The organism is Polyangiaceae bacterium (assembly GCA_015075635.1).
Taxonomy (GTDB): Bacteria; Myxococcota_A; Polyangia; order Polyangiales; family Polyangiaceae; genus JADJKB01.
The window spans coordinates 1,920,313-1,944,926 of sequence record JABTUA010000001.1; the positions used below are offsets into that span (position 1 = coordinate 1,920,313).

The window sequence follows — 24,614 nt, forward strand, 5'->3', positions numbered from 1 at the left end:
CTACTCCGAGCCGATCGGCTGCCCGGGCTCGGTCGCGCAGAAGTACAGCACCGCCATGCGCACGGCCACGCCGGCCTCGACCTGACTCAGGATCACGCTGCGCTCGCCGTCGGCGATGTCGTCGTTGATCTCGACGCCGCGGTTCATCGGCCCCGGGTGCATCACGATGGCGTCTGGCTTGGCCAGGCTGAGCCGCGCGCGGTTCAGGCCATAGTAGCGCGCGTATTCCCTGAGCGTCGGCAGGAGCGCCGCGCCCAGGCGTTCTTGCTGGATGCGCAGCACCATCACCACGTCGGCACCCTCGAGCGCTGGCTCGATGCGCGAGAAGCTCTCGGCGCCGAGCGCGGCGACGTCGTGCGGCAGGAGCGTCTGCGGGCCCGCTAGGCGCACCTTGGCGCCGAACAGCGAGAGCAGGAGCGCGTTGGAGCGCGCCACACGGCTGTGCTGGATGTCGCCGCAGATGGCCACCGTGAGCCCATCGAGGCGCCCGGTGTGGCGGCGCATGGTGAAGGCGTCGAGCAGGGCCTGGGTCGGGTGCTCGTGCATGCCGTCGCCGCCGTTGACGACGGCAGCGCGCGTGCGGCTCTTGATGTAGTCGGCGGCGCCGGAGGCGGCGTGACGCACCACGATGACGTCGGCGTGCATGGCGTCGAGGGTCGCCACGGTGTCTCGCAGCGTCTCGCCTTTGCTGGTGCTCGAGGAGCTGCCGCCGATGTTCACCACGTCCGCGCCCAGCCGCTTGCCGGCGAGCTCGAACGAGGTGCGGGTGCGCGTGGAGGCCTCGAAGAAGGCGTTGATGATGGTCTTGCCGCGCAGGGTGGGGACCTTGCGGATCGGCCGGCGCGTGACCTCCAGGAACGCCTCGGCGGTGTCCAAGACGCGGAGCGCCATCTCGCGATCGAGATCGTGCACGCTGGTCAGGTGGCGGAGGCGCTTCTCGGTCATGGCTCTGGCGGTACGGATGGGGAGCTCGCGGGCCGGACCACGGCGCGGATGCCGCCCGGCTCGTCGAGCACGTCGATGCGGTCGTCGGCGCCGACCTGAGTGGTCAGGACCACGTAGTCGGGCTGGACGGGCAGCTCGCGCCCCCCGCGGTCCACCAGCGCGGCGAGCTCGATGCGGCGGGGCCGGCCGTAGTCCATCAACGCGTCGATGGCGGCGCGGATGGTGCGGCCGGTGAAGACGACGTCGTCCACCAGGACCACCCGCTTGCCCTCCAGCGAGCAGGGGACCTGGCTCGGACCGATGCGCGGGTTGGGCAGCGCCGTGGCCGCGTCGTCGCGGTAGAGCGTGATGTCCACGCTGCCCACCGGGACGTCGCGCGACTCGAGCTCGCGGATCCAGCGGGCGATCTCCCGCGCCAGCGGCTCGCCGCCGCGCCGCACGCCGATCAGCACCAGGCCTTCGGCGCCGCGCTGGCGCTCCACGATCTGCCCAGCGACGCGGCGCAGGCCGCGCGAGACGCCTTCCGAGTCGAGGAGCACGCGCATTGGCGAGCGCGGTCTAACACGTCGCCCGGTGGCAGGGAATCATGGTCTGGAACGAGCCTTCACATTCAGTTCAGCATCCGCCCGTCGGGCCCGCGGTCGTCCTCGTCGTCCTTGCCGCCCTCGATCACCTTGAAACCCGAGCGCGCGACGCGCTGCTTGCGCGCGCGATTGTCCTGCTTGGCCTCGCGCTCGAGCTTCGCCAAGCGGAGCTTCAGCCAGAAGCGCCGGGCTGGCGAGGGGGTGTCGCCCCCGAACAGCCAACCCGAGAGCATGCCGCCGAACGGGGCGAGCAGGCCGCACTGCATCTGCTCCAGGGTGACCAGGTAGAGCAGGCTGACGCCCACCACGAACACGATCAGGCCCCGGGAGCTGACCGGCAGGACGAAGAACAGCCGCACCGTCTGGCCGCGGAAGGTGAGGGCCCAAGCGATGCTGACCGCTCCGAGCACCGGCGTCGCGGAGAACCAGTACTCACCGACCAGCTTCTGAGACAGCGAGGCGGGCAGCGCCAACCCGAGCAGCATCTGCAGCCCGTAGGCCACGAGCGCCGACAGGACGAGGAAACGGATCAGGCGCGCGCCACCCCAGTGCTGCTCGAGGGTCGGCGTCAGGAAGTAGAAGCCCACGAGCAGGAACAAGATCGAGCCGACCCGGGGCACGTGGATCAGCGGCGCGGTGAACAGGCGCCACAGCTCGCCGTGCAGGATGCGCTCGGTGTTGCCCGCGAAGAGCAGGAAGGTGTTCTCGCTGACCCCGCCCCAGTTCAGGCCCACGGCGAACGCCAGCCAGATGGCGAACAGCGTGAGGATGACGCCCCAGAGCGCCCGCCCCGGCCGGGGCAGCCCGCCCATCGTGGCGACGTCGTCCCGTCTCATCGGAGAATGGTCCTAGCTGTCGGGCGGGCCTCGGGCAAGCCCGCCGGGCTCAGGGCTCCAGCTCGACGAGGGCGTCGCAGGCGGCGGGGACCACGGCGCCGGCGAGCGCCTTGCGGTAGCAGGTCGTTCCCCAACGCGGGGTCACCGCGCCGGACTCGAAGGCCTGGACCGTGAAGGAGTAGTTGGTCCCGGCCTCGAGCCCCACGAACTCGACCGACTCGCCGCAGGCCGCGCCTTGGCTCGGCTCCTCGGAATCGTCGCGCTTCGCGGTGAACAGCGAGATCTGACCGCCAGCGTCCCCGCAGGTGAGCTCGCCCAGCGCGTCGTCCAGGCTCACTCGGACCCCGGTCGGGGTCGCGGGCTGGGTCGTCGCCAGAGGCGCGCAACCGCGCACGAAGCGCGTCAGGTACCAGGCAGCAGTGACCGGGCCCTCGGCGGCGGAGCCACCCTGCTTGCGGCCGCAGGTCGTCGTCCAGCGCGGCGCCACGTAGCTGCCCGAGGCGTCCACCAGGTGCCGGCTGCCGGCGCCGAGCGCGCGCAGATCGTCGCGGTCGTAGACCTCGATCTCCGCGTCGTAGCGGTGACCCGGGATCACGAAAGAGAACGCCGTGGCGCTCTCGCAGCGGGCGGGAGCGAAGCTGCCGTCGCTCTGCCGCACCACGCTCGACGGCAGCGCGAACGGCTCCTGCGGCTCCTCCGCGGTGCCGAGGTCGTAGAGCGTGACCACGTAGCTTCGCATCGCGCCGGGTGCGTTGGTGCACGGCACGTCCCCGGCGAAGTCCTGGGGCGACACCGCGATCAGGGTGGGGGTGGTCGGTCCGGCCGAGCCGCCGCTGACGCTGCACCCGAGCGCGAGCGCCGCGAGCGCGAGGAGCACGCGGGCCGGTCGGGCACGGAGCGGCAGCATGGCGGCGCTTCTAGCGGACAACCGCGCCAGAATGAAGCGAAAGATTCACTGTTTGGGCAGGAACACGCGCTTTTCGCTGGGCGGCGCGAACCCCACCAGCTGCTCGTCCTGGAGCAGGAAACGCGAGCCGGATCCCGGCAGCTGGATCTCGCGCTCCGGGAAGTCGCTGGGCTGGCAGGTTCGGGCCATGATCAACGAAGGACGCTGGACCTCCAGCGCAGGCTCGCCGTTCTTTCGGCCGAAGCGCACGCGTACCTTGCTGAGCGCGCGCGCGCGGCACTCGTAGACGGCGCCGCTCTTCAGCTCGAAGCGCTCCTTGATCTCGATCTTCTCTTCGCCGCTCGGATGGCCTTCGGCCAGGGTCAGCGTGGTGCGCTGCTTCAGGTCGAAGACTCCGACCTTGTGCGCCGGCCCGCGCGTGCCGTGCTCCTCCTCGAGCGCCTGCCACACCTTCGAGATGGCGAGGACCTCGGCTTCCGCCGTGAGCTTTTTCTGCGGCGCCTCGGCCTCCTGATCGCGCCCGCCGCAGCCGAACAGCGCGAGCGCCGCGCAGAGCGCCGCCGCGTCACTCCGCCGGTGCATCCGAGCTTGCCTCGTTGCCCGCGTCGCTTTCGGCCTCGGGCGCTGCATCCGGGACCTCGACGGGCTTGAACAGGAACTCGCACTCTTCGGTGCCCTCGGGCTCCTTGACGATGTCGCAGGATTCCGTGTGGTACGTCTTCTGGGACGGCTGAACTGCGCACTCCGCTAGCGTCGTGGCACCGGCTTTCGCGCACTCGCCCGCCTTTTGGATCGTGGCGACGCACTCCTTGATTAGCGGCGCCCCGGGGCGTTCGCCCACCGCCATGCCGTGCAAGCACTGGTCGCGGTAGAAGCGCTTGCACTGATCGACGTCGTCGACCAATCCGCAGAACTTCCCGGCCTCGCAGCGCGCGCTCTCGATGTCCCGGCAGTCCTCGACGCCGACCGCGTCGGTGCCGCAGCCGGAGGCGTGCACGACGAAGAACGCCGCGAGCGCAGAGGCAGCACCGGCCGTGAGGGCGCGTAGCGGAATCATTGTTGGTGGCGCTATCACGCCTGTGTCGGCCGAGGCGAGTTTCTGGGCGGACTTGGCCAACGGGACCGCCGGGCGGCAAGCTCCGAGCGATGGCGCCTCGCGCGATGGTCCTGTGTGCCGGCCTCGGAACCCGGCTGCGGCCGCTGACCCTGGAGAAGCCAAAGCCCCTGGTGCCCGTCGGGGACCGGCCGCTCTTGGCGCACATCGCGGCGCGGCTCGCGCGCGCCGGCTTCGACCAGCTGGTCATCAACACGCACCACTTGCCCGACGCATTCGCCAATCTCGACGCGAGCTTGGGCGTCGAAGTTCAGCGAGTGCACGAGCCGAGGATCCTGGGCACCGCCGGCGGTGTTGCCGGAGCGAGAGAGCTGCTCGGCGAGCCGCCCGTCGTGCTCTGGAACGGGGACATCCTGGTGGAGCCGCCGCTCGAGGCGCTGTGCGAAGGAGCCAGGTCCGGCGGTCTGGCGCTTGGGGTCCAGCCGCGTGCCAAGGGCGAAGGCACGGTAGGGGTGCGCGCCGACGGCCGGGTGGTGCGCCTGCGCGGGGAGGTCTTCGGCGAGGAGCACGCCGGCGGCGACTACGTCGGAGTCGCGGCTCTCGGCGCCCGCTGCCTGGCCGGCCTGCCGAGCGAAGGCTGCCTGATCGGCGACTGGGCGCTGCCGGAGCTCCGCGCGGGGCGGCCCATCGAGACCGTGGCGGTCCCGGGTGGCTTCAGCGATGCCGGTGATCCTGCAGCCTACCTGGCGCTGAACCTGGCGTGGCTCGGCGGCGAGCCGGTGTACCTGGGCGTCGGCGCGGCGGTCGACGCCGGGGTTTCGCTCGAGACCTGCGTGATCGGCGCGGGCGCGCGAGTCGTGGGAGCGGGGCGGGTGCGGCGCGTGGTGGCCTGGCCCGGCGCGGTCGTGCAGGCGCCGCTCGAGGACGCAATCGTCACGCCCGCGCGCGTAGTGCGAGTGGCTCACTCCAAGTAGAGCTCGATGCTGCGGGCGCTCTGGCCGCCGGGCAGCGTGCCGCCCGCGATGCCGACGTGTCCGCTCGGCAACAGCACCGCAGCCGCGTTGCTCCGGGGCTCGCGCAGCTCGACAGCCACCGCCTGGCCGTCTTCCCATCGAAATACGCGGGTCTCGCCGGCATCGTTCGAGCCGATCACGAGCGCCCGACCCGAGCCGAGCGGGAAGGCCGAAGCCTGGGCGAGATCCACTTCGTCGCCCGCGGCCTCGGGCGAACAGCTCGCCGCGCAGCCCAGAGCGAGCTCGACGCTCGGCGCGGGTGCGCCGCCTTGGCGGCCGCCCACGCGCAGCAGGCGGGCGCTGCCCAGGACCACCAGCGCCGCGCCGCGGGTCTGATCCGGGGGCTGCGGCAGCGGCATGAACGTCTTCGCGCCGTCCGCGAGCAGCTCCGCCCCGGCCGCGCTCGCGTCGCCGCCGCCCACCACCACCAGCCCGCGCCCGTCGACCCAGATTGCCGTCGCGCCTTGGCGCGGGCTCGAGAGCACCAGGTGCGAGAGCGTGCCGTCCACCGCGATGGCGAGGACTTCGGCGCTGGGCGCTTCGGCGCGCGTGCCCCCGATGATCCAGGTCGAGCCGTCGGGGGCCGTCACCGTGGCGCCGCCGGCCACGTCGGCCCAGCTGGCGAGGCCGTCCGGCGGCGCGATGGGGCTCGAGTCGCCGACGATCGGGTCGAACCAGAACCCCCAGCCGTCGCCGACTGCCAGCGCGAGGGAGCCCAGCGCCACTGCGAGCGAGCGCGGCTCGCAGCTCGGCGCGCCGCAGTCGAGGAGCGGCGTCGGCTCGATCGGGCGCCAGGCGGCGAGGTCGTAGCCGTCGAGCGCGAGGCCGGCCGCGCCGCCGCGGACCAGCAGCAAGTGGCGCGCGGCCAGGCTCGCGGCGAGGGGCGACGCGCCGACCTCGCTGGCGAGCTCCCCCGGGGGGCGCGCCAGCTCGCCGGCCCGGGCGACGAACAACGGCAGCGTTCCGCCTGCGAAGCCCGCGGGATCGATCTTCAGCGAGCGGGCGCGGACCCTGGGCACCTCGGCCGCGTCCAGACCGGTGACGCTGTAGTGACCCGCGCCAGTCTGGCCGAGAGAGAACTCCGTGAGGGGCGCAGGCCCGCTCGCGAGCTCGGTCGGCTCGCCGCTGCCGCTCTCCTTGAAGACGACGGCGTGATCCGGAGCCGGGCTGACCGCCCAGGGGTCGGGCTCGTGCCCGCTGACCAGGCGCATCCGCCCGGGCTCCACGAGCTCCTCGCCGCAACCCCACAGGGCGATTGTCGTGAGGGCCGCGAGCCAACGCACGGGCGACGCCCTACCGCGATTCGGACGGCGAGGCTCGCCAAAAGATCGTAGAAGCCGCTCGTGCTCCACGCGACGGTGGTCGACGTGCCTCCCGACCCGCTCGCGCTCGCCCGACGACTGGTCGGGCGAGCGGGCTTTTCCCTGCTGCTCGGCGCTCGGGGCGCCGTGTCCTACTTGGCCGTGGACCCCGTCGCGTGCTCCCGAGCGCTGGATCCCGAGCCGAACCTCGGGGTAGGGCCGGCGCCGCGAGATCTCGCGCGTGCGCCGCGCTGGATCGGGCTCTTGCCCTACGAAGCTCGCCGCGAGCTCGAGCGCACCCGCGCGCCGGATCCACGCGCGTCGCCGCACCTCGAGGCGCCGCTCTGGCAACGCTACCGCGAGGTCGTCGAGATCGCCGACCGCGTGCGTGTGATCGGCGACGACCGCGCCCGCGTCGCGGAGCTGGGGCGCGCGCTCGGCCGGCCGGCGCCAGCGCTGCCGGCGGCTCGGCTCTCGGAGCTCGGGCCGGCGGAGCCCGAGCGCGAGCACCACGAGCGGGTCCGCCGAGCGCTCGAGCACATCGCGAGAGGTGACGTGTACGTCGTGAACGTTGCTCGGAGATTTCGCTTCGAGGCCCAAGGCCACCCGCTCGCGCTCCTGGAGCACTTGCGCCGGCGTGCCCAAGCGCCGTTCGGGGTCGCCCTCGCCTGGGGCGAGCTCGGAGTCGCGGGCCTGTCTCCCGAGCTGTTCCTGCGCACGCACACCGACGCTCGCATCGAGACCTGGCCCATCAAGGGCACGCGCCCGCGCGGAAGGGACGCTGCCGAGGACGGGCGCCTGGCCAGCGACCTCGGGCGGGACCCCAAGGAGCGCGCGGAGCTCGCGATGGTGGTGGATGTCGAGCGCAACGACCTGGGCCGTGTCGCCCGCGTCGGCAGCGTCCGGGTGACCTCGGCGGGGGAGGTGGTGATGCACCCGAGCGTCTTCCACCGCGGGGCGCGAGTGACCGCGCGGCTTCGCCCGGAGGTCAGCCGCTCCGAGCTCCTCGGGGCCATGCTTCCGAGCGGATCTGTGACTGGTGCGCCCAAGATCCGCGCCATGGAGCTCGTCCGCGAGCTCGAGGCCGAGCGCCGGGGGCTCTACACCGGAGCGGTCGGGCTCTTGCGCCACGACGGCACGCTGGAGCTGGCGATGGCCATTCGCACGCTGAGCGTGGTGGGGGGCGAGGCGCACTACTTCGCCGGTGGGGGCATCGTGGCTGACAGCGATCCGGTCCGCGAGACCGAGGAGACGCGCTGGAAGGCGCTGGGGCTCCTGGGCGCGTAGGGCGCACGCGCGCGGGTGTCGACTTGGGCAGTCTTGCCTGAAGTGCGCAGAAAACTGGGCACTTCGACCGCGATCCCGTAGCGAGGAAGAGCCCGCCAGAGGAGCCCCACCCATGGATTCGGTCAACGTCAGGAACCTGGAGCAAATCCAGGAGGAAGATCCCAAGCGCCGTTCGTCGCGGCTCGCGGTGATGTTGCTCTCGAGCATCGGGGGCGCAGCCATCGTGATGGCCGGCGTGATGAGCGCGAAGCGCACCGGGCCCCCCGCGACGGCGAGCGACGATCCGCTGTCGGCGCTGGTGGCTCAGTCCAAGTCGAGCGCCAGCGTGCCCGCCGAGAAGCTCGACGGCACCCAGGTGACGTTCCCCGAAATCCTGAGCGATCAAGGCAAGGCCACCACCGCGCTGGCGGCGGTGAAGGACGAGCGCGGCAACCTGCTGCGACAACCCGAGGAGCTGGCGCTCCCGCCGGGGGCCCCCACCTTGCCGCCGCCGGCCTCGGACCGGCTCCCCGTGGTGCCGCTGCCGGCGGGCTCGCTCTTGGCTCAGACCAGCGTCACCAGCCAGCCGAAGGACCAGCTGACTCAGCTCGCCGCCAGCGCCAGCAAGGTGGACGCGACCGCGACGGCGGCTCCTCCCGGTGCCGAGGGCGGCTTTCAAATCCAGGTCGCCAGCTTCCGCGTCGCGGCCGAGGCCGACGCGTTCGCGGCGGATCTGCAGAAGCGCGGACACCGCGCTTATCGGCAGGCGGCCTACGTGGCGGATCGCGGGCTCTGGCACCGGGTGCGCATCGGCCCCTTCAAGACCAAGTTCGAGGCCATCAAGTACCGCGAGAAGTTCGAGAAGACCGAGCGCGTCTCGCCGTTCGTCGTCGATCCCGACAAGGTGAAGCAGGCCGAGACGATCCGTGCTCAGAAGCAGGCCATCCGCGACAAGAAGAAGGGCCTCGGGCGCGTCGCCAGCGGCGGCGGGGATTGACGCTCGCTGCGCGCCGCGCTGAATCAGCGCGCATGACAGAGCTGGTGCGGTTCGGCGTGGCGATGGAGCGAGACTTGCTCGCCGAGTTCGACGCCTTGATCGAGAAGAAGGGCTTCGCCAATCGCTCGGAGGCGCTGCGCGACCTGGTGCGTCGTGAGCTGGACAAGGAGGTCTGGCAGAGCGGCAAGCCCGCGGTCGCCACCATCACCTTGATCTACGATCACCACGTGCGCGAGCTGACGGAGAAGCTCACGGAGATCCAGCACGACTACGGGGACAGGATCGTCTCGGCGCTGCACGTGCACCTGGACCACGATCACTGTCTGGAGGTGATCGCGGCCCGCGGCCCAGCGCGAGAGCTGGCCCAGCTGTCCGATCGGCTGACCAACACCAAGGGCGTCCAGAGCGGTTCGGTGGTAGCCGCCGCGTTGCCCAGCGCCAAGCGGAAGAAACACGCGCACTGACTCGACTTTCGCTGTCCTGGCACGAGCAGATCGCGATCCGCCAGTGAGACCTAGACCCACGAGAACACCGGCGAGGCCGGCGCACTCCGCCCGACAAGTGGGAATTGTCGCCTGACGCTCCCAGAGTGCGTCTCGACAACAACCTCGACGGGGGCAGGGCGCGGCGGCAAACACGAGGCGCGAAAGAGCGAAACCCGAGACTGATCGCGCTTCTCGGCAAGACCGCGGGCGCGAGTCAGCCCTTGCCGCCCCGCTTGCGCTCCAGCTGCTGCCGCGCCGCCTGCTGCACCGAGCTCGGCACGTTCTTGCTCTTGGCGAGGTCGCGCAGGTCGTTGTCGCGCAAGAGCGGGATGATGCGCGCGGAGAACGTGAACGGACAGCGGGGGTTGCGCGACAGGTTCAGCTTCACCTGGTAGTTGCGGGTGAACTCGCGGTTGCGCGCGATCTCGCGCAGCACGTCCTCGCCGACGTTGCGGCTGGCGGCGATGATCACCGCCTCGTTCTCGCGCATCGCGGGGCTCTTGACCGCCGCGGAGGCGACCAGCCGGTTGGTGTCGCGCACCAAGAGCAGGCGCTCGGCGGCGGTGCCGACCTGCGCGCGGCGGATCTTCTGCGACACGGTCATCTGGGCGATCTGCGCGTAGAGCGGGAGGAACTTGTCCTTGAGGTGCTCTTCGCCTTCGTCGTCGACGGCGTGGGTGTCATCCTCTTCGCTCTCGATGTCGTGGGCCTGCGCGAGGTTGTCGGTCTCCGCGAACAGGACGTCGTCGGGGGTGGGTTCCTCCCCAGCCTCCGCGATCAGCTCGTTCTTGATGGCGGCCGCCGCCTCCTTGAACGCCGCCAGGTTCAGCTCGAGCCCGTTGCGCACGGCGAGCTCGAGCAGGCGGTCCGCGGTCGACATGCGGACGCGCTTGTTCATGTAGAGCTTCTCGATCACCGTCGGGTTGGCGAGCATCGCCTCCTCGTTGGTGGCGATGAGCTCGCCGATGCGCTCGTCGGCGCGGTCGGCCAGGATCTCCAGGGCCGCCGTGCCGATGCGCGGCAGGCGCAGGAGCTTCTCGACGATCTCGGCGTTGGTCGCGTAGGCGTCCGCGAGCGCCTCCACCACCGGCGCTTGGAGGTCGGCGCCGAGCGCGCCGGCGAGCATGGGCGGCGGCAGCTTGCCCAGCGTCTCGCGCGCGACCTCCGCCAGCTTCACGTCGGAGTCGGCCCGCAGCGCGACCAGCACCGTGACCACCTCGGGGGGCCGGAGGCCGGGCACGATGCCCTTGGCCGCCATCATCTTCGCCGGCGCCGGGGCGCCAGGCCCCAGGATCCGCTGGGCTGGCGCCGGGAGCTGGGTCAGGTCGATGCCGTGCATGGAGGTCTCGGAGCCTAGCCGCATGCCGCCCCGCGACAAAGCCGGGCCAGCGGCGGGGGCCGTTGCCGCGGCAGGGGGCCGTGACTATGTTCGACCCCGTCGCTCTGGCGCGTGGGAATACACTCGTCGCCGGAGGCCTAGGAGAGGAAGCACAAATGGGAATCATGGACTTCGTCAAAGGCGGCGTGCGCGAGATGATGATCGCGCGCCCGGACGACAAGAAGGAGCTGGTCGTCTACAAGCACCCCGACCAGAACATCCCGTTCTGGAGCCAGCTCACCGTCGACTCCGACGAAGTGTGCCTCTTCTTCAAGGATGGCCAGTACGTGGGTGGCCTGGGGCCCGGGCGGCACACGCTTCAGACCCAGAACATCCCGTTCCTCAACAACATCATCAACAAGTTCACCGGCGGCGACGTGTTCATCGCCGAGGTGTTCTTCGTCACCTCGAAGGCGCTGTTCAACCAGGGCTTCGGCGGGCCGATCGGCTCCATGCGCGATCCGGAGTTGGACATCCGCGTCAATCCGCGAGCGTTCGGCACCTACTCGTACAAGGTCGTCGATCCGGTGAAGTTCGTGCTGGAGTTCGTCGGGCAGACCGGCGCCGCCAATCCGGACGCCGCGATGCAGTGGGTCCGCGATCAGCTGATGATGGGGCTGAAGACCACGCTCACCCGGCTGATCAAGGCGGGCGACATGACCATGATGGACCTCGGCACTGCCGGTCCCGACGTGGCCCGCGCCATCGTGCAGGACTGCCCCGACCTCGCGAAGATCGGCGTGCAGGTGCTCGAGATCGCCAAGCTGAACATCAACCTGTCCGACGAGGATCAGGGGCGCATCGACGAGTTCCAGGACCAGATCGTCCAGGCCAAGATCGAGGCCCGCAAGGCCAAGATCGGCGTGAGCCAGGCCGAGGCGTTGGCCCAGCAGCGCCAGTTCGAGCTCGACCAGGATTTCGCGAACCGCGCGCGCTACGTGAACCAGCTCGACATGGGCCGCTACCAGCAGTACGCCGGCGCCGAGGCCATGATGGGCCTCGGGCAGGGCATGGCGCAGGGGGGCGAGGCCGCGGGCGGGGCCGGCGCCATGGCGGCGATGCAGGCCGGCATGGGGCTCGGCGCGGGCATGATGTACGGCCAGCGCATGCCGATGCCCCAGCAACCGGGCTATCCGCCGCCCGGTTATCCGCCCCAGGGCTACCCGCCGCCTGGCTACGGCGCGCCTCCCGGCTACCCGCCCCAGGCAGCGCCGCCTGGCTACGGTCCGCCCCCCGGGTATCCGCCCCAAGCGGCGCCGCCCGGCTACGGCGCGCCTCCCGGCTACGGACCGCCTCCGGGCGCACCTCCTCCCGGTTACGGTCCCCCGCCGGCGGCCGCCGGTGCTCCGCCTGCCGTTGGCGCAGGGCCGACCTGCGCCAAGTGCGGGGCTGCCAACGCCCCGAACGCGAAGTTCTGCGCGGAGTGTGGGACAGCCATAGCCGCGGGTTGATCCGGGAGCACCCCGAGCACCCGTTTCGCGGTACGCTGTGAGCAGCGTGCCAGTCGCGAAGACCATGCTCTTCGGAAGCGGCGCGGGCGGCGACACCCCGCCCACTGCCGCCGAAACGGGTGCTGCCGAGCCGAGCGGCAGGAAGTGTCGCAGCTGCGGCCAGCAGTTCTCCGGCTCCGAGACGCGGTTCTGCCCCTTCGACGGCGAGCCGCTGGAGGCAGCGGACTGGGATCCGAGCGAGGACGCGCTGGTCGGTAGCGTCGTGGACAATCGCTACGAGGTGCTCGCGGTGCTCGGCGAGGGTGGAATGGGCACCGTCTACCGCGTGCGCCACAAGGCCCTCGAGCGCCCGCTCGCGCTCAAGGCCCTGCGCCGGGATCTGTCGAAGGACGCCGACCTGCCGGTGCGCTTCATCCAAGAGGCAAAGGCGGCGGCTGCCGTCGAGCACCCCAACGTCGTGCAGATCACCGACTTCGGCACGCTGAGCACGGGCCAGCCGTATTTCGTGATGGAGCTGCTCGAGGGCGAGTCGCTGAGCACGCTGATCCGCGAGTCGGGGCGGCTGACGCCGTCTCGCGCCGTCGCAATCAGCGTGCAGGTCGCCGAGGCGTTGGGCGCAGCGCACGCCGCCGGCATCGTTCATCGCGATCTGAAGCCGGACAACGTGAACGTGCGCCGCCTGGGACACCACGACGTGGTGAAGGTGCTCGATTTCGGGCTGGCCAAGGTGGCCGGTACGAGCCGGCTGACGCGCGCAGGCATGGTGTTCGGGACGCCGCACTACATGAGCCCGGAGCAAGCCGGCGGCGAGCCGAGCGATCACCGAGTGGACATCTACGCGCTCGGCGTGATGCTGTTCGAGATGTTGACTGGAAAGCTGCCCTTCGAGGCGGAGAGCTTCACCGGGGTGCTCGCCATGCACATGTACATGGAACCTCCGTCGCCCAGCGCGATCGTCGGCGTTCCGCTCGGCGCGGTGGAGGACGTGGTGAAGAAGTGCATGGCGAAGAAGCCCGCCGAGCGCTACGCCACCATGGGCGACGTGCTCACCGACCTCGATCGGGTGGGGTCTTTGCTCAGCGTGCCCCCGGAGCCGAGCTCACGGCGCAGGCTGGAAGAAGCGACCACCGGCGAGCTCGTGATGTCGGTCGAGCGGCGGCCGGGACGGCTCGGGGGGCGCCTGCCGTGGGTGGTGGCGGGCGCGGTCGTCGTCTTCGGGGTCGGCGTGGTTGGCCTGCTCGGGCTGCGCGACGACCGGGCGTCGAGCGACGCTCCGAAGGTGGCGGCGACCAGCGCGGCGCCCAGTCCGAGCGTGGCGCCGCCAGCTGCAGCGCCGGGGAGCGCCGCGCGAGTCGACGAGCCGGACCCCGTGGACTCCGCCGGCACCGAGGCCTCCAGCGCACCGGCCGCCCGTCCTGCACCCAAGGCGCTCGGCGCGCCCGCGGTCAAACCCACCGGGACGGGGGGAAACCCCAAGCCGGGACGGCCGAGTAGCGGCGAAATCATCGATCCCTGGGGGCGCTGAGCGGCGGGAGCCGAGCGCACACGAGTGTCGCCTGGCGCGCGACCGTTCGGCTCGCTATAAGCGAAGGGCGCTCGGGAAACGAGGTCGGAGCGACCCATTGGCGAAACGGCAACTCCTCCTGGTCGATGCAGACCCGCGAAGCGTACGGGTCCTCGAGGTCAGCCTGAAGAAGTCGGGCTACAGCGTGACGACTGCTTCCGACGGCGCCGACGCCCTCGCCAAGATCGAGTACTCGACGCCCGACCTGATCCTGACCGACACGCGCTTGCCCACGCTCGACGGCTACGAGCTGGTGAGGCGCTTGAAGCAGAACCCGGACCTCAACCAGATCCCGGTGGTGTTTCTCACCAGTCAGAAGTCCATCGAGGACAAGATCCGTGGCCTCGAGCTCGGCGTCGAGGACTACCTCACCAAGCCGATCTTCGTGCGCGAGCTCACCGCCCGAGTGAACCTGCTCCTGGCTCGACGCACGCAGGAGCGCATGGCGACGAGCACCCCGGCGGGCGCCCGCACTCGGCTCTCCGGCTCCCTCGCCGACATGGGCGTCGTCGACATCATCCAGACCTTCGAGGTCAGCCGCAAGAGCGGGGAAGCTCGTGTCACCTCCGGGCGCCTGGAGGCGGTGATCTACTTCCGCGACGGCAAGGTCGTTGACGCGGCCTTGGGACGCCTGCGCGGCGAAGAAGCGGTGTACCGCGCGCTGATCTGGGCCACGGGCAGCTTCGAGGTCGAGTTCAAGCCCGTCTCGAGCGACGACGTGGTGACCACCACGACCCAGGGCCTGCTCATGGAGGGCATGCGCCGGGTCGACGAGTGGGGCCGGCTCCTGGAGCAGCTGCCTCCGCTGACGACGGTGTTCGAGATCGATCACGACCAGCTGGTCGAGCGGCTGGCGGAGATCCCCGACGAGCTCAACGGCATCCTGCGCCTGTTCGACGGCAGGCGCACGCTGATCGAGGTGGTGGACGACTCGCCCTTCGAGGATCTGTCGACGCTCTCCACCGTGAGCAAGCTGTTCTTCGAGGGGCTGCTAGTGGCCAGCGAGCCGCGGGCGGAAGACGCCGTCGACGACGTGGTCCCGAGCGCGGATGGCGAAGCGATGCCGTTTTCGCGCTCGTCGGGGGAGCTCGTCGTCGGCGACAGCCCTGGCAGCGAGCCGAAGCTGCCCGTCGCCGAGCCTCAGCCGAAGCGGCCGAGTGTCAGGCCGCCGGCGCCGGAAGTCTCGCTCAAGGAGGTGCCGAGCGCCGCCCCGCGGACGCTGCAAGGGCTCGAGCCCGCGGATCGCACGGCTGCGGTGCGAGACTCCGGACCCGTCAGGATGGTGGTGCCGCCAGTGGAGGTGCCGATCTCTCGAGCGCCGGAGACGCGGGCGGGGCCGCCCACGTCGCTCTCGAGCACGCAGATGGGACTCGGGCCGGCGCCGGAGCCGATCCCCAAGACGACCTTGCCGGACACACCGGAAGCGCGAGCTGCGGTGGCGATCGCCACCAGCGCGGCGGAGTCCGTGCCGGCGACGACCACCCGGGAGACGCCAGAGGCGAGGGGCCTGGCTGCCCCGGTCGTTCCGGCGAAGGTGATCCCATTCCCCGCCAAGAAGGACGAAGAAGGGGCCCCGCCGGCCAGCACGGCGACGAGCGAATCATCGCCGGACTCGGTAGAGGAGAACGACTTGGCCAAGAAACGCGCTGCCGCGAAGAAGAAGAACCGGAAACAAGAGTCACCCGAGACAGTGCGCGCGACCCCCGTGGCCCAGAAGCGCGGCGCGACCACCCTCCCGAGCGCTGACGCCGAGGCGAGCGCAGCGGTGGCCGCGCAGGCTGCGAGCGAGACCGCTGAGGTGACCGAGAAGCCAACGACGCCCACCGACAAGGCCCCGGCCAAGGGTGGTAAGGGCGCCGATGACTCGTGGCACGGCCACCTGACCTTCTTCGCCGAGGGTGACGCCGGGCGCTACGAAGGCGGGCCGGCTCACGCTTCGCCCCAGGAGCACGCGGAGATGGAGCTGGAAGCCCGGCCCCGGCTCTCGGTCACTCCCGAGCAAGAGGCGCGGCGTGCGAAGTTCGTTCGCTACGTGGCGGTGATCACGGGCTTCGGTTTGGCCGTGGCGATGTTCGCGATCTACCGCGCGTCGCAGCGCACGGACGTGGAGACTTCCCCGCAAGCTCCCGCGACCGTGGCGCTGCCCGTCGCCGCGCCGCCTGCGGAGCCGAAGCTCGCGCCGACGCCCGCGCCCACGCCGGCGCCGACGCCGACGCCGGTCGCGAGCGCCGAGCCCGAGCCGGTGGCCAGCGCGGCGCCCGAGCCCGTGCCGCCAGAGCCGCCGAAGCCCGAGCCCGTGGCGGCGAAGCCCGCGCCGGCACCCGCACCGGCGCCCGCGCCTGCGCCTGCGCCCAAGCCTCTGCCCAAGCCCGTCGCCGTCGCGCCCAAGCCCCCGGAGCCGCCGCCGCCGCTGCCGCCGCCGCCGCCTCCGCCCGCCACCACGGGCAAGCCGCCGACCGCTTCGTTCCCCGCGAACTGATCCCGACGGCTCGGGATTCAGGGCGCTCGCGCCGCAAGGCCCGGGTCGCGCCGCGCGCTGTAACGCACCTGGCCCAGGAATTTCGGACGGAAGTAGTGTGCCAGGACTCCCGCGGACTCGCCGTGGAAGATGCTCACGCGCGGCAACCAGAAGTGCGAGCCGGCCCCGGCGGCGATGGGCGCCCCAGTGGCGCGAAATGCTGCGCGGTAACCGGCCTTCTCCACCGCTTCGGCGCTTGGCGGGTCGTAGGCGCCGAGCGGGTAGAAGTAGGCGACGGGCGGCTCGCCGACGCGCTCTCGGATCAAATCTCGGCTGAGCTCCAGCTCCTCCCAGCGGCGCTTGCCCTCGAGGCCCACGAGCCTCCGGTGCATGTGGCCGTGGCTCGCGATCTCGCACAGCCCGGACGCCACCATCTCGCGGACTTGGTCCCAGGTCATGACCGGCGCGTTCTTGGGGTCCTCGAGCATGCCGGTGGGGATCCCCAGCGTGAAGCGCACCTTGCGCTGCTTCAAGATCGGCCAGGCCTTCGTGTAGACGCTCATCAGGCCGTCGTCGATGCTGATCACGGCGACGCGTTCCGGCAGGGCGCGCGAGCCCTCGAGGAAGTCGAGGAGCTCACTGGTGCTCACGACCTCGACTCGGTTCTCCGCCAGCCAGGCCAGCTGCGCGTCGAAGTCCCGAGTGCTGACGCTGAGCGGCTGCGCGCCGCGATTGAAGGCGTGGTAGAGGAGCACGATCGCGCGCGTCTCGCTGCGAGGGACGACCGGTGACGAGAAGCGCGGCGCGGGGAGCGGGGCTGGCGGGGAGGCGGCCGGCTCGCGCTCGGGCGCGTGCAGGCTGGGTGCCTCGGCGGCGACGGCGCGCGTTGGCGGCGCGGTCGCGTCCGTGGTCCCAGCCAGTGGAGCCTGCGCCGGCGGCGCGGCCGCAGGGGTCGCGCAGGCGACGAGGCAGAAGAGGGAGCAGCAGGCGAGGGGACGCACCGCGCCCAGCATGGCGGTTCGGTCGAGGATTTCGCAACTTTTCCGCGGGCAGGAGGCGTATCGTGAGGTCTCGGGGCACCGTGCGAGAGGTCAGCTGCCGCGTCACTCCGGTCCTGGACTCGTTCGCGAAGCGAGCAGGGACCCGCCTCGAGGACCTGGCGGCGGACCTACCGGTGTCGGTCGACCGGCTCCGGGATCCGGCAGAGCGCATGGACTGGGACGTCTTTGCGGCGCTGTTCGAACGCGTCGGGGAGCGGCTGGGCCTGGACCAGGCGGAGGCGCTGGGCCGAGACGTGATCCACATGCCGGCGATGATCGCGTCGGCTCAGGCCTTCGTCAGCGCGGTGGCCAGCCCCAGGCGTCTGTACCAGGCGGGTTGCTCGTGGCTCGCGCGGGCCTGGTTCTGGAACCTCCGGATCGAGCTCCGGGACCTCGGCCCCGGACGCCTCGAGATCCGGGCCGAGATCCCGGCGAGCTACGCGCCCGCGCCCTGGTACTTCCGCCACGTCACCGGCACGCTCGCTGCGATCCCTCGGCTGCTCGGGTTGCCCGACGCGGACGTGGTCGCCGACACCCACGGCCATGGCGGGACCTGGCTGGTGTCCGTGCCGAGCGCTCCGCTCCGGACCAAGCTCGCGCTCTTGCCGCGAGCCCTGCGCGCCTTCCAGCTGGTGGAGGAGCTCGGTCGCCAGCAGCGCTCGCTGAACGCCGCCTTCATGGAAAACGTGCGCGCGGCGCACGCGCTCGGCGCGGCCGAACGCAGGTTTCAGGCGCTGCTCGCCGGGATCGTCGAGGTCATCTGCATCATCGATGGCGAAGAGACGCTGCGCTACGTCACGCCGTCCGTGGCGGCGGCCCTCGGCTACTCACCCGAGGAGCTGACGGGCACCAACGCGTTCGCCTTGGTCCACCCGGACGACGCGCCTCGGCTCCGGACCAGCTTCGCCGCGGCCGCAGAACGTCCCGGCGCCGCAGAGGAGGCGTCGCTCAGGATCCGCAGGAGGGACGGCAGCTGGGCCGATTTCGAGGTCACGCTGCGGGATCTCCGCGATGACTCGGAGATCAGCGGGTTCGTGGTGAACGCGCGCAACGTGACCGACAAGCGGCGCGCCGAGGCGCGACTGCGCGAGCAGGAGCGGGCGTATTCCACCCTGCTCTCCAACGTCCACGGCATGGCCTACCGCTGTCGCAACGACGCCGACTGGACCATGGAGCTCGTCAGCGACGGTTGCGAGCGCGTGACCGGCTACGCCCCGGACGAGCTGCGGGACAACGCGGTCGTGGCCTTCAGCGAGCTGATCGTCCAGGAAGATCGGGCCCCGCTCTGGGAGAAGTGTCAGGCGAACCTGGCCGCGCGACGCCAGTGCAGCAACGAGTACCGGATCCGAAGCAAGAGTGGCGAGGTGCGCTGGGTCTGGGACCTGGCGCATGGGATCTACTCCGACTCCGGCGAGCTCCTCTGCATCGAGGGGCTGGTCACCGACATCACCGACCGACGGCGGCTCGAGGAGCAGCTGCTTCAAGCGCAGAAGATGGAGGGCATCGGCCGGCTCGCCGGGGGCATCGCCCACGACTTCAACAACCTCTTGGCCGTGATGCAAGGCTGCGTGGGACTGGCACTCGGCGAGCTGCCGGCGGACCACCCGGTGCGGCGCCACATCGAGCCCATCGCAGACGCCGGCCGCCGGGCCTCCGACCTGACCCGGCAGCTGCTCACGTTCGCGCGGCGCCAGGTCATCGAGCCGCGCGCCCTCGACCCGAATCAGGTCGTCGAGGGCATCTCCTCGCTGCTCGCTCGCGTGCTGGGCGATCACATCGAGCTCGAGGTGTCGCTCGATCAAGGGGTCGGTTCGGTGCGCGCCGACGCGGCGCAGCTCGAGCAAGTGCTGATGAACCTGGCGATCAACGCCAGGGACGCCATGGCGGACGGTGGGCGGCTCTGCATCGCGACCGAGAGCGCGCTGGTCCACGAGAGCGAAGCCAGGGAGTTTTCCGACGCTGTACCTGGACCCCACGTGGTCGTGAGCGTGACCGACACCGGGACCGGCCTGTCGCCCGAGGCGCGTGAGCACCTGTTCGAGCCCTTCTTCACCACCAAGCCGGTCGGGCACGGCACGGGGCTCGGTCTCGCGACCTCGTACGGAATCGTGAAGCAGGCCGGCGGGCACATCCGAGTGGAGAGCGAGCCCGGGCGCGGCACCAGCTTCCGGATCTACCTGCCCGCGAGCCCCCGGCCGGCCCCGCCACCCGAGACGGCGCCGGCCGAGGTCGCGATCCCCGGCGGCGAGACCATCCTGGTCGTCGAAGACCACGATCTGGTGCGCGGACTGGTCACGCGAGCGCTCGCGGCCTTCGGCTACGCGGTGCTCTCGGCTGACGGGGGACAAGTAGCGCTCTCGTTGGCGGCCGCGCACGCCGGACCGATCCACCTGCTCCTCACCGACGTGACGATGCCGAAGAGGGCGGCCCGGAGCTCGCCCGCGAGCTCTGCCGCGTGCGTCCGGGTCTGAAGGTCCTGTTCACCTCCGGCCTCGCCGACACCGCGGTCGCGAAAGACGGCGTGCTCGAAGCCGGGGTGGCCTTCCTGGCCAAGCCCTTCACGATGAGCGCGCTGCTCGACAAGGTCCAGGCCGCGCTGCGCGCCTGAGCCTCACTTGCGCCGGACGCGTGGGTCGAGCGCCGCGTACGAGAGATCCACCAGGAAATTCGCCGCGACCACCACCGTCGAGAACAAGATGACCACGCCCATGATCACCGGGCCGTCGCGCTCGACGATGGCATCGACGCTGAGGGAGCCGATGCCCGGCCAGCGGAAGATCTTCTCGGTCACGATGGCGCCGCCGACGAGCGTGCCCATGCTCAGGCCGATCACCGTCACCAGCGGCATCAGCGCGTTGCGCAGGGCATGTCGCAGCACGACCACCCATTCGCTCTGGCCCTTGGCACGCGCCGTGCGGACGTAGTCTTCCTTGAGCAACGTGATCATCTCGTCGCGGACGAGGCGGGTGTAGTAGGCGGCGCCGTACAGACCCAGCGTGAGCGCCGGCAACATCGCGGCGCGCAGTTGCTCGGCGCTGGTCTGGCCGTAGCCGTCCAGGGGGAAGAGCTTGAGCTCACGCGCCAGGAAGTGCTGAAGGACCAGCGCGGTCAAGAAGGTGGGTGCGCTGATGCCGACCAACGTCAGCGCGACGGTGCCGTAGTCGAGCACGCCGTGGCGCCTCATCGCCGCCAGGACGCCGGCCGCGGCGCCGATGGCCACTTCGATGGCGAGCGCCAAGAACCCGACCAGCAACGTGGGCGGCAGCGCCTTGGCGAGCAGAGCCGTGACGGGCTTGCGCTTCAGGTAGCTCACCCCGAGATCGATGCGCATCGGTCCGAGCTTCCACGCGCTGTCGTCTTTGGCGTCCGCCGGCGGCTTTCCGAAGCTGACCAAGCCGGTCATGTAGCGCACGTAACGGACGTGCACCGGGCGATCGAGCCCGAGCTGGGTGCGGATGCGCGCCACGTCGGCGGGTCTCGCCTGCGGACCGGCGATCACGCGTGCGGGATCTTCCGGTAGGACGTTGTAGATGAAGAAGGTCAGCGTCACGACCGCCCAGATCGTGAACAGCGACCAGAGCAGACGGCGCCCCAGATAGCCGAGCATCAGCGCCGCCCTCCCGCCAACGCGAGCGTCGTCTTCGGCGAGCGCTGCTCGCGGCAGGTGATACGGGCGAGGACGGACAGCCCGGGCGAGCAGCCGCGAGACGCGAGCTTCTTGGCGCCGGCGTCGAGCCAGGTGTTGCGCATGTACTGGCTCAGCACCGGATGCGGGCGGTAGCCCCGGACGTAGGGGTGCCAGAGCTCGAAGTAGCTGTAGGTGTAGGTCGTGGCCCAGGGCGCCTCGCGCGCCACGATCTCCTCGGCCTTGCGATACAGAGACTTGCGTTCCTCGTCGTTGGTGGAGCGTCGCGCCCGCTCGAGGACGTCGTCGAAGTCCTTGTCGGAGAAGAAGGCCGCGTTCTGGCTCTCCTCGTCTTGGATGGCCTTCGTGGCCAGGATGGGCTCGAAGAAGGTCGAGGGGTCCGGGAAGTCCGCGTGCCAACCGGAGAAGCCCATGGGTACGGTCTTGCGCCGTCCGGAGCGGGCCAGGAACGTGGGCCAGCCGACCACTTGGATCTTGATGCGGATGCCGATCTTGGCGAGCTGCTGCTGGTAGACCTCGCCGGCGGTCTGCGCGAACGAGTCGAGCATGGCCAGGTAGGGGATCTCGTGCGGGTAGCCGCCCTGGCCGGTCTTCGGATCGTACGGGTAGCCGGCGAGGCGCATTTCCTCGAGCGCCTGCTGGTAGTCGTAGGCCTGCTGGGGATACCCAGGCTCCGGGGCAATGAGCACGTTGGGCACCATCTTGGCGTGGCCGCGCACGTGCCCCGGCCGCACGCTCGCCAGCTGCTCGCGATCGATGGCGTAGCTGACGGCGCGTCGAAAATGGCGGTTGTCGAACGGCGGCATCTCCGTGTTCATGAAGATGCCGCCGGTGGTCAGCGAGGGCTCCCACTCGCCGCGGCCGTGCCAGGCCGGGCTCGTGCGGTAGAGCATGCTGTCCGCCTCGCCGAGCTCGCGGATGTAGTCGATGTCGCCCTGCTCGAACTTGAAGCGCTGGGTGAAGGTCTGCATCGACAAGTACCAGTCGATGCCGTCGAGGTAGGGCTTGCCTTTGTCCCAGTAGCCCTCGTGCCGGACCATCTTGATGATCTGGCCGTTCTCGAAGCGCGTGACCTTGAACGGGCCGGCCCCGCAGGGTTGACCGGCGAAGCTGCGCTCCCAGACCTTGCCGGCGCTCTTGCAGACCGGGGCCACGATGGGCAGCGCCATGATGTGCAGGAAGGTGGCGTCGGGCTCGCTGAGCTCGACGGCGATCTGGTAATCGCCTTCGACCTTCACGCCCGTGAGCTCTTCGGCCTTGCCGTCGTGGTAGGCGGTGTAGCCGACGATTCGCTCGTAATACGAGGGCACCGGGCACGGGGTCTTGACGTGGAGCGCGCGCTCGATGCTGCGCTTCACGTCGGCGGCGGTGAGCTCGGTGCCGTCGTGGAAGGTGACGCCGCGCCGGAGCGGGAACACGTAGCGCTTGCCGTCGGGAGCGATGTCCACGCGCTCGGCCAGCACGGGAACGATCTTGCCGCTGTCGTCGTAGCTGACCAGGCCGTCGTAGATCAGCGACTCGATGGCGCTGGCCGCGGTGTCGAAGGCCGTCGCCGCGTCGAGGCCGCGCACGTCGGTGAAGAAGGCCGTGCGCAGGACGCCCCCGCGCTGGGGCGGGCCCTCACGCTCCTGGCCGATGGGCGGCGCCACACCCGAGCGGCAGCCCGAGAGCAGGAGCAGCACCGCGAGCTCAGTCCTCGTGCGGATCCAGCGCATCGCGCAGCCCTTCTCCCAGCAGGTTGAAGCCCAGCACGGCCAGGAAGATCATGATGCCGGGTGCGAGCACCAGGCGCGGCGCGACGGTGTAGAACCGCTGGCCCTCGAGCAGCATGCGCCCCCAAGTCGCGATTGGCGGCGGCAGCCCCACTTGCAGGTACGAGAGCACGCTCTCCGCGATGATCATCTGCGCAACCGACGCCGAGGCGATCACGATCAGGGGGCCCGCCACGTTGGGCAAGATGTGGCGCAGGAGGATCGCCGGGGTGGACTGCCCTAGCGCGCGCGAGGCGACGATGAAGTCCAGGTGCCGGACTTGGATGGTCTTGCTGCGGATGATGCGAGCCGTGCCGAACCAGCTGGTCAGCCCGAGCACCATCAAGATGGTCACGATGGTGGTGTCTCCTACCGCCGCGCCGATGGCCATGACCAGGAGCAGGTAGGGGAAGCTCAAGCCCACGTCGACCAGGCGCATCAGGAAGGTGTCGAGCCCTTGGGCGCGCGTTCCTTCGGCGTAGCCGCTGAAGAGCCCGACGGCCGCTCCCACCACGATGCTGATGGTGGTGGCGAAGAACGCCACCAGGAGCGAGACCCGCGCGCCGTGCGCGAGCCGGCTGAAGGAGTCTCGGAGCAGCGGATCCACTCCCAAGAGGTGGTTCGCGCTCGGGCCGACCAGCGCGCCGCTCGCCTCCCGCCCGGCGTCGAAGTCGCTCGTATTGGGATCGTGCCCGGCGAACACTGGACCGAGCAGCGCGAACAGCACCAAGAGCGCCACCAGGCCCGTGCCGAGCACGGCGCCTCGATTCTTCTTGAAGCGTCGGAAGGCTCGGGGGTCGAACATGGCGCGGGCGGGACGCTTCTTCTTACCCTCACTCCGTCCCAGTCGAAAGACGCTCAGCGCTCGTCGCCGAGGAAGCGCCGGATCACCGCGCCGGTTTCCTGGGGGCGCTCCTCCTGGGGGCAATGGCCGGCGTCCAGGAGCTCCAGGCGTGCGCCGCGGATTTCGCGAGCCAGACGCTGCCCGAAGGCTGCCGGACAGATGCGGTCGTGCCGGCCCCAGACTACCAGGGTAGGGGTCTCGATCCGTGGAGTGAGCGCGGCCACGGCGCGCGCGTCGGCGGTCGCGCGCAACGTTGCCAGAGCGCTGCCGCGAGCAGCTGGCGTGTTGAACAGGTCGTAGTAGCGATCGATTCGCGCGTCTTCGAGCCGGGCGTCGGGAGCGAGCAACGTTCGGCGGAAGAAGGCGCGGAACGCCACCCGACCCGCGAGCTGCTTGACCACCAAGCTGCCGAGCACCGGCACCTGAGCCAGGCGCGTGGCCAAGCTGGGCGCGAGCTCGTTCCAGGCCGCGTCGAGCAAGACCAGCTTGCTCACCAGCTCGGGGTGTCGCGCGGCGAGCGCGATGGCGATGGCCCCACCGAGTCCCTGACCGACCACGGTTGCTCGTCCGAGCCCGAGCCCCCCGTACAGGTCCACGATGGCGTCGGTGAAGGCGTCGATGTCGTAGGCGAAGCGCCCGGTCGGTGGCTTCTCGCTCTCACCGAAACCCGGCAGATCCGGAGTGACGTGATGGAATCCCTCGCCGAGCAGTCGGGTCAGCTTCTGCCAGGTCGAATGGTCCAAATACAACCCGTGCAGGTACAACACGGAAGGACCCGTTCCGTCTTCAGCCACGCGCAGTCGAACGCCGCGTGCCAAGACGTCGCGGTAGACCCGCTCGCCCATGGGGCGGAGCCTACCACTGCTCGGTTCCCATCCCGGGGAGTGCCGTGATGTCGCGTGCCTGCGCGCCTGCGGTCTCCCGTGCGTGCAGGTTCGCGTGCGAGCGCGAGTGCGAGTGCGAGTGCGAACGCGAGTGCGATTGTGAGTGCGAGTGCGATTGTGAGTGCGAACGCGAGTGCGGGCGCGATTGCGAGTGCGGGCGCGATTGCGAGTGCGAGTGCGGGCGCGATTGCGAGTGCGGGCGCGATTGCG

22 protein-coding genes are annotated in these 24,614 nt (G+C 70.6%); 9 read left to right on the top strand and 13 right to left on the bottom strand.

Annotated features, from left to right (window positions below):
- From HS104_08630 to HS104_08655, 6 genes are all read right to left on the bottom strand, one after another.
- Complete coding sequence (locus HS104_08630; GenBank protein ID MBE7480034.1) at positions 1-945, bottom strand: aspartate carbamoyltransferase catalytic subunit; 945 nt, start codon at positions 943-945, stop codon at positions 1-3.
- Positions 942-1,490, bottom strand: coding sequence for a bifunctional pyr operon transcriptional regulator/uracil phosphoribosyltransferase PyrR (pyrR, locus tag HS104_08635; protein MBE7480035.1), 549 nt, complete (start codon positions 1,488-1,490; stop codon positions 942-944). Before pyrR ends, HS104_08630 begins: the two co-directional genes overlap by 4 nt.
- A gap of 65 nt (positions 1,491-1,555) precedes the next feature.
- Positions 1,556-2,365 (bottom strand): rhomboid family intramembrane serine protease, encoded by an 810-nt coding sequence (locus HS104_08640; GenBank protein ID MBE7480036.1) that lies wholly within the window; start codon positions 2,363-2,365, stop codon positions 1,556-1,558.
- Positions 2,366-2,414: 49 nt separating this feature from the next.
- A complete protein-coding gene (locus tag HS104_08645; protein MBE7480037.1) occupies positions 2,415-3,272 on the bottom strand; it encodes a hypothetical protein in 858 nt (285 codons plus the stop codon).
- Positions 3,273-3,317: 45 nt separating this feature from the next.
- A complete protein-coding gene (locus tag HS104_08650) occupies positions 3,318-3,854 on the bottom strand; it encodes a hypothetical protein (protein MBE7480038.1) in 537 nt (178 codons plus the stop codon).
- On the bottom strand, positions 3,838-4,329 hold the full coding sequence (locus HS104_08655; GenBank protein MBE7480039.1) for a hypothetical protein: 492 nt from the start codon (positions 4,327-4,329) through the stop codon (positions 3,838-3,840). Before HS104_08655 ends, HS104_08650 begins: the two co-directional genes overlap by 17 nt.
- Positions 4,330-4,433: 104 nt before the next feature.
- Here HS104_08655 and HS104_08660 point away from each other — a divergent pair, with 104 nt between their 5' ends.
- The gene (locus HS104_08660; GenBank protein MBE7480040.1) at positions 4,434-5,300 is read left to right on the top strand and encodes an NTP transferase domain-containing protein; all 867 of its coding nucleotides are present in this window, start codon (positions 4,434-4,436) and stop codon (positions 5,298-5,300) included.
- On the opposite strand, the gene HS104_08665 is transcribed toward HS104_08660, so the two are convergent.
- Positions 5,288-6,622: a hypothetical protein gene (locus tag HS104_08665; GenBank protein MBE7480041.1), complete on the bottom strand. Its 1,335-nt coding sequence runs from the start codon at positions 6,620-6,622 to the stop codon at positions 5,288-5,290. The two genes, HS104_08660 and HS104_08665, sit on opposite strands and share 13 nt — an antisense overlap.
- A 60-nt stretch (positions 6,623-6,682) precedes the next feature.
- Here HS104_08665 and HS104_08670 point away from each other — a divergent pair, with 60 nt between their 5' ends.
- The 3 genes from HS104_08670 to nikR all read left to right on the top strand — a co-directional run bounded on the left by HS104_08670 (position 6,683) and on the right by nikR (position 9,367).
- Positions 6,683-7,927, top strand: a complete 1,245-nt coding sequence (locus HS104_08670) for an anthranilate synthase component I family protein (protein MBE7480042.1) — start codon at positions 6,683-6,685, stop codon at positions 7,925-7,927.
- A gap of 112 nt (positions 7,928-8,039) precedes the next feature.
- Complete coding sequence (locus HS104_08675) at positions 8,040-8,903, top strand: SPOR domain-containing protein (protein ID MBE7480043.1); 864 nt, start codon at positions 8,040-8,042, stop codon at positions 8,901-8,903.
- Between the two features lie 32 nt (positions 8,904-8,935).
- Positions 8,936-9,367, top strand: coding sequence for a nickel-responsive transcriptional regulator NikR (nikR, locus tag HS104_08680; GenBank protein MBE7480044.1), 432 nt, complete (start codon positions 8,936-8,938; stop codon positions 9,365-9,367).
- 235 nt (positions 9,368-9,602) lie between these two features.
- On the opposite strand, the gene HS104_08685 is transcribed toward nikR, so the two are convergent.
- Positions 9,603-10,727 carry a hypothetical protein gene (locus HS104_08685; GenBank protein ID MBE7480045.1) on the bottom strand — a complete coding sequence of 375 codons (1,125 nt, stop codon included), beginning with the start codon at positions 10,725-10,727 and terminating at the stop codon, positions 9,603-9,605.
- A 155-nt stretch (positions 10,728-10,882) separates the two neighbouring features.
- Here HS104_08685 and HS104_08690 point away from each other — a divergent pair, with 155 nt between their 5' ends.
- The 3 genes from HS104_08690 to HS104_08700 all read left to right on the top strand — a co-directional run bounded on the left by HS104_08690 (position 10,883) and on the right by HS104_08700 (position 16,260).
- The gene (locus HS104_08690) at positions 10,883-12,217 is read left to right on the top strand and encodes an SPFH domain-containing protein (protein ID MBE7480046.1); all 1,335 of its coding nucleotides are present in this window, start codon (positions 10,883-10,885) and stop codon (positions 12,215-12,217) included.
- A 46-nt stretch (positions 12,218-12,263) separates the two neighbouring features.
- Complete coding sequence (locus HS104_08695) at positions 12,264-13,742, top strand: serine/threonine protein kinase (protein ID MBE7480047.1); 1,479 nt, start codon at positions 12,264-12,266, stop codon at positions 13,740-13,742.
- Between the two features lie 97 nt (positions 13,743-13,839).
- Positions 13,840-16,260 carry a response regulator gene (locus tag HS104_08700; GenBank protein ID MBE7480048.1) on the top strand — a complete coding sequence of 807 codons (2,421 nt, stop codon included), beginning with the start codon at positions 13,840-13,842 and terminating at the stop codon, positions 16,258-16,260.
- Between the two features lie 17 nt (positions 16,261-16,277).
- On the opposite strand, the gene HS104_08705 is transcribed toward HS104_08700, so the two are convergent.
- Positions 16,278-17,240, bottom strand: a complete 963-nt coding sequence (locus tag HS104_08705; GenBank protein ID MBE7480049.1) for a polysaccharide deacetylase family protein — start codon at positions 17,238-17,240, stop codon at positions 16,278-16,280.
- 62 nt (positions 17,241-17,302) lie between these two features.
- On the opposite strand from HS104_08705, the gene HS104_08710 reads away from it, so the two are divergent.
- Both HS104_08710 and HS104_08715 read left to right on the top strand, forming a co-directional pair.
- Positions 17,303-19,750, top strand: a complete 2,448-nt coding sequence (locus HS104_08710; protein ID MBE7480050.1) for a PAS domain S-box protein — start codon at positions 17,303-17,305, stop codon at positions 19,748-19,750.
- Positions 19,735-19,887, top strand: a complete 153-nt coding sequence (locus tag HS104_08715; GenBank protein MBE7480051.1) for a hypothetical protein — start codon at positions 19,735-19,737, stop codon at positions 19,885-19,887. Before HS104_08710 ends, HS104_08715 begins: the two co-directional genes overlap by 16 nt.
- A gap of 3 nt (positions 19,888-19,890) precedes the next feature.
- Here the strand turns inward: HS104_08715 and HS104_08720 are convergent, their stop codons facing one another.
- Genes HS104_08720 through HS104_08735 form a run of 4 tightly spaced genes read right to left on the bottom strand, consistent with a single transcriptional unit; the run spans position 19,891 to position 24,365 of the window.
- Positions 19,891-20,886, bottom strand: a complete 996-nt coding sequence (locus tag HS104_08720; protein MBE7480052.1) for an ABC transporter permease — start codon at positions 20,884-20,886, stop codon at positions 19,891-19,893.
- Complete coding sequence (locus tag HS104_08725; protein ID MBE7480053.1) at positions 20,886-22,640, bottom strand: ABC transporter substrate-binding protein; 1,755 nt, start codon at positions 22,638-22,640, stop codon at positions 20,886-20,888. Before HS104_08725 ends, HS104_08720 begins: the two co-directional genes overlap by 1 nt.
- Complete coding sequence (locus HS104_08730) at positions 22,615-23,481, bottom strand: ABC transporter permease (protein MBE7480054.1); 867 nt, start codon at positions 23,479-23,481, stop codon at positions 22,615-22,617. The genes HS104_08725 and HS104_08730 overlap by 26 nt, the downstream gene beginning before the upstream one ends.
- A 53-nt stretch (positions 23,482-23,534) precedes the next feature.
- Complete coding sequence (locus HS104_08735) at positions 23,535-24,365, bottom strand: alpha/beta hydrolase (protein ID MBE7480055.1); 831 nt, start codon at positions 24,363-24,365, stop codon at positions 23,535-23,537.
- Positions 24,366-24,614 lie beyond the last annotated feature (249 nt).

What these genes read in the sequence shown, in the direction of transcription:
- HS104_08650 (MBE7480038.1), bottom strand. Translation starts at nt 3,854, where the DNA reads ATGCACCGGCGGAGTGACGCGGCGGCGCTCTGCGCGGCGCTCGCGCTG.
- HS104_08725 (MBE7480053.1), bottom strand. Translation starts at nt 22,640, where the DNA reads ATGCGCTGGATCCGCACGAGGACTGAGCTCGCGGTGCTGCTCCTGCTC.
- nikR (MBE7480044.1), top strand. Translation starts at nt 8,936, where the DNA reads ATGACAGAGCTGGTGCGGTTCGGCGTGGCGATGGAGCGAGACTTGCTC.
- HS104_08645 (MBE7480037.1), bottom strand. Translation starts at nt 3,272, where the DNA reads ATGCTGCCGCTCCGTGCCCGACCGGCCCGCGTGCTCCTCGCGCTCGCG.
- HS104_08735 (MBE7480055.1), bottom strand. Translation starts at nt 24,365, where the DNA reads ATGGGCGAGCGGGTCTACCGCGACGTCTTGGCACGCGGCGTTCGACTG.
- HS104_08675 (MBE7480043.1), top strand. Translation starts at nt 8,040, where the DNA reads ATGGATTCGGTCAACGTCAGGAACCTGGAGCAAATCCAGGAGGAAGAT.
- HS104_08640 (MBE7480036.1), bottom strand. Translation starts at nt 2,365, where the DNA reads ATGAGACGGGACGACGTCGCCACGATGGGCGGGCTGCCCCGGCCGGGG.
- HS104_08690 (MBE7480046.1), top strand. Translation starts at nt 10,883, where the DNA reads ATGGGAATCATGGACTTCGTCAAAGGCGGCGTGCGCGAGATGATGATC.
- HS104_08660 (MBE7480040.1), top strand. Translation starts at nt 4,434, where the DNA reads ATGGTCCTGTGTGCCGGCCTCGGAACCCGGCTGCGGCCGCTGACCCTG.
- HS104_08630 (MBE7480034.1), bottom strand. Translation starts at nt 945, where the DNA reads ATGACCGAGAAGCGCCTCCGCCACCTGACCAGCGTGCACGATCTCGAT.
- HS104_08685 (MBE7480045.1), bottom strand. Translation starts at nt 10,727, where the DNA reads ATGCACGGCATCGACCTGACCCAGCTCCCGGCGCCAGCCCAGCGGATC.
- pyrR (MBE7480035.1), bottom strand. Translation starts at nt 1,490, where the DNA reads ATGCGCGTGCTCCTCGACTCGGAAGGCGTCTCGCGCGGCCTGCGCCGC.
- HS104_08730 (MBE7480054.1), bottom strand. Translation starts at nt 23,481, where the DNA reads ATGTTCGACCCCCGAGCCTTCCGACGCTTCAAGAAGAATCGAGGCGCC.
- HS104_08720 (MBE7480052.1), bottom strand. Translation starts at nt 20,886, where the DNA reads ATGCTCGGCTATCTGGGGCGCCGTCTGCTCTGGTCGCTGTTCACGATC.
- HS104_08655 (MBE7480039.1), bottom strand. Translation starts at nt 4,329, where the DNA reads ATGATTCCGCTACGCGCCCTCACGGCCGGTGCTGCCTCTGCGCTCGCG.